The organism is Gilliamella sp. BG2 (genome assembly GCF_046635645.1).
Lineage (GTDB): Bacteria > Pseudomonadota > Gammaproteobacteria > Enterobacterales > Orbaceae > Gilliamella > Gilliamella bombi.
Genome location: NZ_JBIDFF010000038.1, coordinates 1 through 11,799 on the forward strand (window position 1 = coordinate 1; position 11,799 = coordinate 11,799).

Consider the following 11,799-nt stretch of genomic DNA (forward strand, 5'->3'; position numbering starts at 1 on the left):
GGTTGTTTTTGACAGAATTATTATAACTCACATCATGCCGTCTAAAAAATAATCACGAAAGATCAACACGCCCTAGTTTATATTACAATACTTTCAGATATTATGCTCCAGATAGGACGCTTTACCCAGTTGGACCTGATTGGTTTAGCTGTGGTGGAATTAACCTGCATCAGTATGCCGCTAATGGATTGACTTGTATTGCTCCGTGGGGTTGGAATTATGTACCTTCAAAAAGAAAGAAACCAGTTAATTTGCCTAGTATGAAAAAGGTTAAAATAGATATGGATCATATTTTTGAACGACATAGTATGCAGGAAAAGTAATATTAATAAGCGGAAAGAAAGATTTATTTCCTAAGAATATGTCTCCAAAACAAATTGAACGTGCTGTCAGAGAAGCATATACTAATATTAAAGTCCTTAAATCTCAAGATGAACGAATTCTGGGACGAGGCACATCTGATAATATAATAATTGAAATTTGGGTAAATAAAGTTACTAAAAAAATTGAAACTGCTTATCCTAAAGGAGTCCTATAATGATTGATTTAATAATTAATCCTGATTCTATTCGTGTATCAAAAAGTGAAGTATCAACTCAAATATTTTCGGAAATATATTTCCAAATCGGAAATATATTTTTTCCAGACAAGAAATGGGATGATTTTACTGTCATTATATTAAATTGGTGGTTAAGAGAAGCTTGTAAAATTAAAAAAAATAATATAGCTAAAAAAAATAATGTAGCCCATTTTAGTTTTATGGATGGACCATTCTATTTTGAGGTTCATTTTGTTGGTGAAACCTGTAATATTAAATTTATAGAAAATAGATATGATAAAAAGGAAGTAGTATATAGCGGTAAAATAGAATGCACCTATTTGTTTAACCTATTAAAGAAAAATGCAAATTTATTGATTCGAAATATACCTAGTGAAGCAGAAAAATTAAAAGATGTAATAGAGATAAAAAAAAGTTTAAAATTAATACAAAAACATATGAAATATTTTTAAATTTAAATTTTTTAATAAAATTTTAGTTGTAGGATTTACTAGCGTTGTTTACAGTAATTTGAGAAACTACTGTAATGAGTATACATAAAAAAACAAAACTAACGGCTTATCACAGACAAGAGATATGGCGCTTATATCATAAAGAAAAAATAACGGTCACTGATTTGGCAAAACGCTTTATGGTCAGTCGGCCTACCATTTATAATGTACTAAAGAAAGCCCGATTGAAGCTTTTTGTGCCTTTAACCAGTAAGAATGAACGTTATAAAACCATTCGTTATGGAATTAAACGTCTGGTTAAAGTCGAAAAATCGATTGAAGATAAATTAAGACGGCAAGCTAAACGCTATAACAAAACCTATCCGGGAGAAATGCTACACGTTGATACCAAACGTTTACCTTTACTTAAAAATGAAACGAAACAGCGAACTAGAGAATATTTATTTGTCGGTATTGATGATTTTTCACGTGAGCTTTATGCGGGTATTTACCCTGATAAATCCCAATTTAGCGCGGCACAATTTTTACAAAACGATGTGTTAACCCAATGTCCTTATACTATTGAATGTGTTTATTCCGATAATGGACGTGAATATCAAGGCTCCAGCGAGCACTTATTTGTTAAAACGTGTAACAGCCACCGTATTAATCAAAAATTCACCAAACCCGCCTGCCCACAAACGAATGGGAAAGCCGAAAGAGTGATACGAACTTTGAATTGCGATGTGGCATAATCAGCATATATTTAGTAATTCAAAAGATAGAAAACAAAAACTGAAACGCTTTATTAATTTTTATAATACCGTTAAACCACATAAAGCGATTTCAGGGAAAACGCCTTATGAGTTTTTAGAGGGTTATTTGTAAATACCCCAAACTTAGTACACAACTCACGTAGAAAATTAAGCTGCCTGTTTTAGTGTTTTATACTCAATCGGTGTCATGTTATTTAATGCCTCATGCGGTCTTTCGGTGTTATAAATCGTTAATCATTCTTCGGTTATTCTCCTTGCTTGTGCTAAGTTGTTAAAAAGATATAAATCGAGTACTTCAGTACGATAGGTACGATTAAATCGTTCAATATAGCCATTTTGATAAGGACTACCGGGCTGGATATAATCAATGGTTATATTATGTGATTTAGCCCAGTTTATAAAGGTTTTTCCTGTAAATTCCGGTCCATTATCTACTCGTATTTTTAGTGGATAACCATGATATTCGGCCAGTTTATCCAGATAACGGGTAATCCTGCCAGCTGGTAAACTGACCGCAATATCAATGCCTAGCGCCTCACGATTAAAGTCATCTATCACATTGAAAGTTCTAAAGCGTCGTTCATTGCGACTGCTGTCACTCATAAAATCCATTGACCAGCATTCACCTTGTTTATTGGGTACTGATAGCCTTTCCGGGCTTCGTGGAGGAATACGCTGTTTACGCTTTACCCTGAGATTAAGCTTCAATTCACAATACACCCGATACACACGTTTATGATTCCATTTATAGCCGAGCTTTCTGATGCAATTAAAACACTTGGGAAAGCCCCAGCGTAAATGCTTATCGGTGATCGCACTGAGTACCGACCTAATCACTGAATCATCCGGTAACTTGGGCTGATAATAGTAAGCACAGCGGCTTAAGCCAACAATAGCGCAGCTCATAGCAATAGTAACAAAATGATTTTCTTGTAACTCCAAAGCCCATGCTTTACGTGCCTTGGTAGGCACTATAGCTTTTTTATGATTTCCTCCTGAAGCTGAGATTTTAAACTGAGCTCAGCAAACATCTGCTTAAGCTTGCGGTTTTCAGCCTCCAGCTCCTTTAAACGTTTGATATCGGAGGTTTCCATACCACCGTATTTTTCCCGCCATTTATAGAAAGTCGAATTGCCGATGCCATATTTACGGCAAAGTTCTTTGACAGGAATACCGGCTTCAGCTTCTTTTAAAATAACTACGATCTGATGTTCAGTCATTTTTTTCATAATTAAATCCCCTTTTCTTTTATCATAGAGAATTTTCTACTTTTTTGCTGTACTATTTTAGGGGATAGTTACAATAACATGACACCGATTGAGTATAAAACACTAAAACAAGCAGCATGATTTTCTACGTGAGTTGTGTACTAAGTTTGGGGTATTTACAGGTTAAGGAAAAGCAATTGGAGAATTTATGTTGCTCATCGGGCACGTATTTTGTTAAAATGAAAGCCGATGAGTAATACGTGTGTGTCAGAATAAGTTTGAGCTGCTACACATTAGTGAAGGATAGTACTATTTATTAAATAGGCCAAGTTATAAAAATCTAAACAGATAACCTTCTTCCATAAAAGCAAAATGTCACAGCTAGTCAAAGTTAAAGTGAATTAGTTATGATACCTTCAACAAGCCAAAATCTTTCATTCTAATTTTATGTTCACTATGATCTGAATACATTGTTTCATTCAAATAATTTTCTATTAAGCATCCAATTTTTTTTACTTCATCTAACTGTGTAGTAAAAAAACCAATAGGTAGTGGAACGGGGTAAACTGGAAGCTTAGCGTGATAACAAACCATAGCAAATGTATTTTCTAAAAACAAAATCTCTGTATTTCCATTTAAAAAGCCTTCACAAAATCCATATAATGCTTTGTCATTTATATCTTTGAACTGTTCAAGCCATTCTCGTTTTTCTCTATTATTAGGATCAGATGATAAAGGCAAATAGAGGTGAAATTTATAACCTTTATCTTGCTTATCAAGCAGATTTTGAATCTTATCATGTATTTTTCGTTGTTTTCCCCAATAAACATCACTTGGAGCTGTCCAATACAGTTTTGCAAAAGGTTTATTAGGCGGTTTATTCAAATTATCTAGCATACTATTAATTTTTTTGAATATATCCTCTTGATGATAAATCTGGCCTAAAAAATAAAAACCATTTTGTTGATCATATTTCTGCCATACTTTCATGTACTCGGTAAAATCTAATCTCCCCCCGAAAAGAACCTTAAGCGTATTATTATCATTCAACTCACTCATACTTTGCTGCAATTCACGTAAATTGTCAGTACCATTAGCTTTTTCAATTTGCTGAGTAATTGCCTGCTGAATGACATCTTGATGAATTAAATTTGGTACACCATGACGCTCCTTAATATCACCATTGTCAGGAAATAATTCAAACTTTTGTGTAAAACGAAAATATACAGGTGCACCTTTCAACTCAATGGCGTCAATTTTATATAAGGCAATGTCTTTTGCATCTAACTCTATAATCTCATTTTCTTGTAACTGGCGAAAACGATTTTGAAAGATTTTTCGAGCAGTTTCTTTACTTTCAGACAACGCTTTTGGCTCTATTGATAACTCTATCGCTTGTTGGCGAACGTGATCACAATATTTCTTTAACAAAAAATTGTTATCTAGTAATTCCATACAATATTCACTACCATACTCTCGCAAACTAGGGATTTGAGGGGCATCATTTTCGTTGTTAAATAATTTCAACCCTTCTTTAGATAAGGCGACTATGCCATTATCTTGCCACTCAATCCATTTATTAGACTCTAAATCGCCTAAAGCTATTTCAGTTTCATGTTGGCTAAAGCCGAAGTAGCAAGCAATTTGCTCAGGCTTACAAGGTACTAATTTAAGCAAACGTAATAAGTATTCACGAACAAATGACACATTCTTATCATCCATATAAGAAAATACTATACGAAAACGTGGAGCTTTTATTATAAAGTCAATCTCGTTGTATGATTTGGTTTGTCCTTTATTCATTTTTTCACTCCCGTTTGTCTTAGAGAAATCAAAGCATAATCATTATCATTATCATTATTAACATGCTGCTTAATAAAATTTAATACTTTACCCAAAGGTAGTTTATTATTTCTAGGACTTTCCCACATAGCTGCCGCACCCACAATAATTAGCTTATCCATTGCACGGGATAAAGCCACATTAATACGGTTAGATGAGTATAAGAAACCTACTTCTTTGTATTGCTTATCATGCCGGCTAAGTGACAAAATAATTATGCGATTCTCTTTTCCCTGATAACCATCTACACTGTCAATTTTTACTAAACGTCGAAATGTATCAGTCCATGTTTTTTCATTAAATTTTTGGCCTATTAGCTTTTTTTGTTCTCCATACATACAAATTACACCAATCGCTTTAGTATTTGTATCTAAGCATTTTTGTATAATTTCGCTATCCATAAAAGTTTCATCATTTGCTAAATCTTGTAATAATTTAATAACCACATCCGCTTCTGCTCGATTGATAGAACTACTACCATTATTTGGGTTTTCATGATAACTATTTGGTAAACGTGTTGTATCCAACCAGGTCACACTACACTGAAAATTCTGCGGTAAGCTATAATAAATATTCGGTATATCAGTCTCTTTTTTACCATTCTCTAAGATGCCATCATAAAAACATGCTGATACTAAACTACCAATTGCAGGAGCCATCCGATACTGTGTTTTTAAAGTAGCACAAGTCTGTTTGCCATACGCTGACTCAAAGACCCGTTCAAAGTCACTGCCCAATATCTGGTCTAACTCCTCGCCACGCTTCGAAATACCTAAACGCCTTGCTAATGCATTTTTATGCTCATTAGAATACAAAGGCGGTAATTGTTTATGGTCACCCACAAGTAAAATACGTTTACCTGATTGCATCGCAATAGCTAACTCACTAGAAATTGAACGCGCAGCTTCATCCACAATCACCCAGTCATAAATATTATCAGCGATACCTATATGTTTTTGTCCAATCCCCACACATGTGCCTACTATTAATTGCCGTGAGCGCGCTAAGAACTCATCATAGTTTGCACGCTCATTAGATAAGGCTTCTAACATATCCTGAGTCAAATTAATTAATTTTTCTGCATCAATACTCTCAATAGGCTGAATATTATATTTCCCATCTAATTGTGCAATTAAGCTTGGTAAAACTTGCTCAATATCTAATGAAGATACATTTTCTATTCCTAACTCTTTTGCTTGTGCATGAATATTCTGCTTAATCGACTCTATTAAATGTTGTTCATCTTTATCATCTATTTTATCAAGTACAAAATTATCTCTTAATTTAAGATAACGACGGATTTGTACGCCTATACTAAATTGCAATTGTGCTCGCTCACGTAAATAAGCTTCAGGCAGTCCCATTGCTCTTCCTAGTTGACAGATATTATCAATTTTATTAGCGCTTAACTGATGACGTTTTTGTCCTACCAAGTTTGGAGAAAATACATCTTCTAGTTCTTCCGAGTCAGCTAGTTCACGATTACTGAACCGTACAATCTGCAAGTCAGTTTGTAAGCGCCTACAGTGCTTTCTAATGCGCTCTGCAGCCGTATTAACAGCTTCATGAGATTGACTGACTAGTAAAATATTTTTTATTTTTTGTTGCTCAAATAAATAATGTGCAAAAGCAGCAATAAACTCTGTTTTACCAGTACCAGGGGGGCCTTGTAACAAAACGAGCGGGCCATTGTTAATCAAGCGTTGAAAAGCTTGACGCTGGGCTTCGTTTAAACTAACTATCTCACCATGCATACCATGACGGTCATAACGTGCAAACTGCTCATCTTTAACAGTAATGCCATAATCATTAGCAGGTATGATGCAATGATCGTCAAAGTAATGAGCTAATTCTGTAATTACACTTTCACCATCTAAAATGCGCTGTAAAGAGTTTTTTCGACGCTGATACGATGCTTTATTTTGCTTACTTTGAAGGTAAATAGGCGTTTTTTCACCTATTTTATCTATATTTTTCCCGTTTAAGCTTTTTGCTTTTAAATGCAACTCATTTAAATTACTTTTAGTAAAATCTACTACACCATATTTAAGTATTCGATCTTTGCATTCATCTCGCCCAACGGCTTCTATAACTTCATCTTTTTTGAATTTATCTAATGGATTAACTTCACCATCATAAGGAATATAAATATCCCCATTATCTAATTGTTGTAGTTTATCATTGGCTGTAATAGCAGGCAGCGCCTCTGTTTCTGTATCTAAAATTGCCTGCCATAGTTTTCGAATACTAGGCCTTTGCGAAACAATACTATCCTCCTCAGCTAACACTCCATCAACGTCCAGATAGGGCTCGTCTTTTATCGTAGAGTCATCACTATGCTGAGGTTCTGGTGCTCTTAGAATATGCTTAGCAATGAATTCATTGATTTTCTGTATAAAGGTCTCATTTTCATCTAATAAATTGTTGAGTTCATTAAAATCACTGTAATTGCCATATGATATATTTAAACCAATTGGTAAACTTAGGTCGCAGCTATCACGATCTTTTTTTGTAATGTGATCACGAGAATAGGGAGTTAGTGCATTTGTGATTTTTTTAGTTTGAGTCGAATAAAATGTAGTTAACACTCCACCTATACCAATAAATTTTATCAAGACATCATTGCCTTTATTGTTTGTACCAAGTTGTACGAGTAACTCACCGTTATCGGGATAAATCTGTAGAGGTAGAAATGAATCATGCCCACTGATTAGTAAATTAATCATAAGTGTTTTTGGTTGAGGATTTAATGCTTGTTTAAATCGTGATAGTGATAAAAATCCTGTCTTAGTATCCGTATTTTCAAGTTGTATAACCTCTGAAATTTCTACGAATTTTTCAGAAGGTATATTCCAAGCTAATTTTAATAACTCACAAGCCATTTTCATCACAGCAAAATTATCATGCTGAATTTCAGTAGCATATTCAAAGGCAGGTGAATATTCAGTATTAAATTGATATTTGCCATTAGACGAAAAGTCTAAAATATCTAATATATATAAACTATCTCCCTCATCATTTAACGTAACCAATACATTGTCAGGCTTCAAATCGCCATGAGGAAATCCCAAACTATGTAAGTGTTCAATGTTATGGATAAATTGATTAATCAAACTAAATTTGCGCTCATCTGCTAAATCTAACTCTATAAGGCTTGCCCAAGTTACTCCTTCCTCAATAAAATCACTAACAACAAATAAACTACCAGATTTGCGAGCAATGCCAAACTCACGAATTTTAGGTATATAATCAGGCGAAATTTGTGCTAATTTTGCTATATTATCTAGCCAAATAAATACTATTCTCGCGGCATGATCATCTTGACGAGGGGCTGCACCTAGCCATACTTTTATTAAACGGCTTGATGAACGATAAACTTCTTTTTCATCACTTTCTATAATAAACCCATCATCTTCAGGATAAGCTCTCGAATGATTGATCTCATGATAAAACGGCTCTAATTTAGAAAAATCAAACGTGAAATCTAATGCCTGCTCAGGTGTTGCTTGATTAAAAGCATCTAAAAACTCTTGTGCATTTTCAAAAGCTGTGCCAGATAAAGCTATGTCGAATACGCTAATGTACCAACTGGTATTTTCAGCTAAATCTTTCTTCATTCTTATCAAACTTTCTGAAGAAATACGTTCGACTTGTACAATATGCCATGCTAAAACGGCTAAAGAGCGCACATCTAACTGATAGGGTGTAATATTAGCGTTATTTGAAAGTGGAAATATATCTCTAGCTAAATCGCCTGATACTGCTAAAATGTCACGTATATCTCCGACTGTTTTTTCAGATGCAAAATAGGCTGTTGCAAAACCTGAAAGCATTATTTGATCATCTGCTGATAACCAAATACTATTCTCTCCTAGGTCTCGATGAGCTATATCAACAGCATGTAATTGAGCAAACTTATTTAGTAAAAGTTTTACTAAATTTAAACGACGTTCGGTAGTTAGGTTTTGTCCAGCATACCCACCCACAAACTGATTAAATCGCTTCTGCTGAGGAAATAGTTCAAATACATCAATATGTTCATCCGTTATCTCACTCTTTTGTGGCATGGTCTTATAGTTTAAGCATGCCCGATACAACTCAATATTTCGTTGTTTGATATGTTGCAAAACATCGTATTCACGACTAACCAAACGAAATCGACCATCGAGTGTTTGTGCTTCAGCTTTTTCTATTTTTGTAAAGCTCCAACGGCGAAATAATGCAATATCTTTCTGCTTCACTCGCTCTGATTGTGCGAAATACTCTTGATAAATATTATTAGGGTGTACAAAACTTGGTTCATCGTCAGCATAGTAGCCTCCAATGCTGATAGGTTTAGGTTTAACCATGTCAGTACCAAATATTTGTTTATCAAATAATTCAAAATCTTGGTTTAATGTTTTGCTGTTTTTATTTTTTGGAGGTTGAAAATGCGCTTCAAATTTATATTCATCTTTTAATTCTAAAAAATCTGCAAGGCTTACTACATACATTTTTTCATTATCTGGCAATTCGCTAAAATCAGCATTACCCGTCATTACTATTAAAAAATGAACCTGTGGGCAATATCCCTTATTGGTAAACTTTTGTTTAAATTTATTTAACTTTTTCTCAAGTAGATATTTTTTATTACGCGTAACTGAAACAGCCGAACGTCCACGCTCTTGTTTATCTAAATACCATTTATCTCTGTGAGATGTAACTTTTCCGCCATTCCAATGCTTTAATTCAACAATTAGCACAATGCAGTGTGTAACGATTACTAAATCAAATTCACCCTCTTTTCTCACCCGTACATCAGCAAAACGAAAACCTGAATAGCCTTTCCATGGAAAAATTGATTGTATATTGTTTTTTATATCTTTAAAGTCTTTTACTACCTTAGCTTTATTTGAAAAAGCTAATTTTATTTGCTCAATAGCTTTAATTTCATGTAAGGTTAGCCCACCACCCCAATCAATAATTTCCACAAACAATTCCTTTATTAAAATAGTTAGGATTATAAATTTAATTAATATTTTATATACAAGTTTACTTTAATTCACAGGTTTTGTAATTATTAATATGCATAATTTTGTACTAACTCGGATTTGATATAGCAATTCCCATATTTTAATATGTGCCTGTCAACTAAATTTGAGTTTAGCTAAATGTGTCTGCTATTGGCACATAACAGCCCATCGAATTAAGTTAATCCAGCACGATAGCGGTGTCAACTCAAATTATCGCTAATGTGTAGGATTTACTAGTGTTGTTTACAGTAATTTGAGAAACTACTGTAATGAATATACATAAAAAAACAAAACTAACGCCTTATCACAGACAAGAGATATGGCGCTTATATCATAAAGAAAAAATAACGGTCACTGATTTGGCAAAACGCTTTATGGTCAGTCGGCCTACCATTTATAATGTACTAAAGAAAGCCCGATTGAAGCTTTTTGTGCCTTTAACCAGTAAGAATGAACGTTATAAAACCATTCGTTATGGAATTAACCGTCTGGTTAAAGTCGAAAAATCGATTGAAGATAAATTAAGACGGCAAGCTAAACGCTATAACAAAACCTATCCGGGAGAAATGCTACACGTTGATACCAAACGTTTACCTTTACTTAAAAATGAAACGAAACAGCGAATTAGAGAATATTTATTTGTCGGTATTGATGATTTTTCACATGAGCTTTATGCGGGTATTTACCCTGATAAATCCCAATTTAGCGCGGCACAATTTTTACAAAACGATGTGTTAACCCAATGTCCTTATACTATTGAATGTGTTTATTCCGATAATGGACGTGAATATCAAGGCACCAGCGAGCACTTATTTGTTAAAACGTGTAACAGCCACCGTATTAATCAAAAATTCACCAAACCGCCTGCCCACAAACGAATGGGAAAGCCGAAAGAGTGATACGAACTTTGAATTGCGATGTGGCATAATCAGCATATATTTAGCGATTCAATAGATAGAAAACAAAAACTGAAACGCTTTATTAATTTTTATAATACCGTTAAACCACATAAAGCGATTTCAGGGAAAACGCCTTATGAGTTTTTAGAGGATTATTTTAACCATGAAGTGTAAACAACTCTGCGTTTTCCTACAAATTAGGTAAAACAAAAACTTTGGAAAGATTAAAAAATATGACTAAAGATGACGCATTAAATTTCTTATTAAAAACCCAGATAGAAAAGCAATTGAGTTATTTTTAAGATCTTTTGGTGAAGGTGATGGACGAGGTGTATATCAGCTGGTAGAAGATTTTTTTTATCAATGCTATGATATTGATGTAAAAAAGAGATCAAAAAAGTTCTTGAAGATATAACCATACCTGACAGTATTAGGTATTGGGTTACACAAATAGCCGCAGCTTTTAGTGATGAAATATTAAGAAATGGTCTTCAAATATCTTTGCAATCTAAAAATATTGATATAAGAGATGCGGCCAAGATAGCAATTAATCAATTAGATGAATATAAAAAGAGAAACTAAACTAATTAGAGGCAGTTTTTTGTGTTTATATATTAATCAATAATGCATTGTTAGTCCGGTACCTTTCATTATTTTCAGTAGCGTTTTCCATTGTTTATCTGTTAACATTGTTCTTGACTTAGTGAACTAAGTTATGTTTGTGTTTGGCGAAATTATTATAATGCTCACTATGCCATTTAAAAAACATCATCAAAGGTAAACACTCTCTAATATACCCCACATAAAATGGAAGGATTGGAGTTTGGGGAAAAAATCTGGTGGAGCTAGGCTGTAAATACCCCAAACTTAGTACACAACTCACGTAGAAAATCATGCTACTTGTTTTAGTGTTTTATACTCAATCGGTGTCATGTTATTTAATGCCTCATGTGGTCTTTCGGTGTTATAAATCGTTAACCATTCTTCGGTTATTTTCCTTGCTTGTGCTAAGTTGTTAAAAAGATATAAATCGAGTACTTCAGTACGATAGGTACGATTAAATCGTTCAATA

9 protein-coding genes and 1 pseudogene are annotated in these 11,799 nt (G+C 33.8%); 6 read left to right on the forward strand and 4 right to left on the reverse strand.

What is annotated here, in order from left to right:
- Positions 1 to 328 precede the first annotated feature (328 nt).
- The 4 genes from ACGH6Q_RS11155 to ACGH6Q_RS11170 all read left to right on the forward strand — a co-directional run bounded on the left by ACGH6Q_RS11155 (position 329) and on the right by ACGH6Q_RS11170 (position 1,878).
- Complete coding sequence (locus ACGH6Q_RS11155) at positions 329 to 538, forward strand: EndoU domain-containing protein (protein WP_411592845.1); 210 nt, start codon at positions 329 to 331, stop codon at positions 536 to 538.
- Positions 538 to 1,011 carry a hypothetical protein gene (locus ACGH6Q_RS11160; RefSeq protein WP_411592838.1) on the forward strand — a complete coding sequence of 158 codons (474 nt, stop codon included), beginning with the start codon at positions 538 to 540 and terminating at the stop codon, positions 1,009 to 1,011. The genes ACGH6Q_RS11155 and ACGH6Q_RS11160 overlap by 1 nt, the downstream gene beginning before the upstream one ends.
- Positions 1,012 to 1,085: 74 nt before the next feature.
- Positions 1,086 to 1,745 (forward strand): DDE-type integrase/transposase/recombinase, encoded by a 660-nt coding sequence (locus ACGH6Q_RS11165; RefSeq protein WP_411592839.1) that lies wholly within the window; start codon positions 1,086 to 1,088, stop codon positions 1,743 to 1,745.
- Entirely contained in the window at positions 1,735 to 1,878 is a 144-nt protein-coding gene (locus tag ACGH6Q_RS11170) for an integrase core domain-containing protein (protein ID WP_411592840.1), read from the forward strand. The genes ACGH6Q_RS11165 and ACGH6Q_RS11170 overlap by 11 nt, the downstream gene beginning before the upstream one ends.
- 35 nt (positions 1,879 to 1,913) lie before the next feature.
- Here the strand turns inward: ACGH6Q_RS11170 and ACGH6Q_RS11175 are convergent.
- The 3 genes and pseudogenes from ACGH6Q_RS11175 to ACGH6Q_RS11185 all read right to left on the reverse strand — a co-directional run bounded on the left by ACGH6Q_RS11175 (position 1,914) and on the right by ACGH6Q_RS11185 (position 9,786).
- A pseudogene (locus ACGH6Q_RS11175) lies at positions 1,914 to 2,995 on the reverse strand (IS3 family transposase).
- 384 nt (positions 2,996 to 3,379) lie between these two features.
- Positions 3,380 to 4,777, reverse strand: coding sequence for a hypothetical protein (locus tag ACGH6Q_RS11180; RefSeq protein ID WP_411592841.1), 1,398 nt, complete (start codon positions 4,775 to 4,777; stop codon positions 3,380 to 3,382).
- Complete coding sequence (locus ACGH6Q_RS11185; protein ID WP_411592842.1) at positions 4,774 to 9,786, reverse strand: AAA domain-containing protein; 5,013 nt, start codon at positions 9,784 to 9,786, stop codon at positions 4,774 to 4,776. Before ACGH6Q_RS11185 ends, ACGH6Q_RS11180 begins: the two co-directional genes overlap by 4 nt.
- Before the next feature lie 311 nt (positions 9,787 to 10,097).
- On the opposite strand from ACGH6Q_RS11185, the gene ACGH6Q_RS11190 reads away from it, so the two are divergent.
- Both ACGH6Q_RS11190 and ACGH6Q_RS11195 read left to right on the forward strand, forming a co-directional pair.
- On the forward strand, positions 10,098 to 10,727 hold the full coding sequence (locus tag ACGH6Q_RS11190; protein ID WP_411592843.1) for an HTH domain-containing protein: 630 nt from the start codon (positions 10,098 to 10,100) through the stop codon (positions 10,725 to 10,727).
- An 18-nt stretch (positions 10,728 to 10,745) separates the two neighbouring features.
- The gene (locus ACGH6Q_RS11195) at positions 10,746 to 10,901 is read left to right on the forward strand and encodes an integrase core domain-containing protein (protein ID WP_141671754.1); all 156 of its coding nucleotides are present in this window, start codon (positions 10,746 to 10,748) and stop codon (positions 10,899 to 10,901) included.
- A gap of 717 nt (positions 10,902 to 11,618) precedes the next feature.
- Here the strand turns inward: ACGH6Q_RS11195 and ACGH6Q_RS11200 are convergent.
- On the reverse strand, positions 11,619 to 11,799 hold a 181-nt coding region (locus ACGH6Q_RS11200), incomplete at its 5' end, for an integrase core domain-containing protein (protein WP_411592844.1).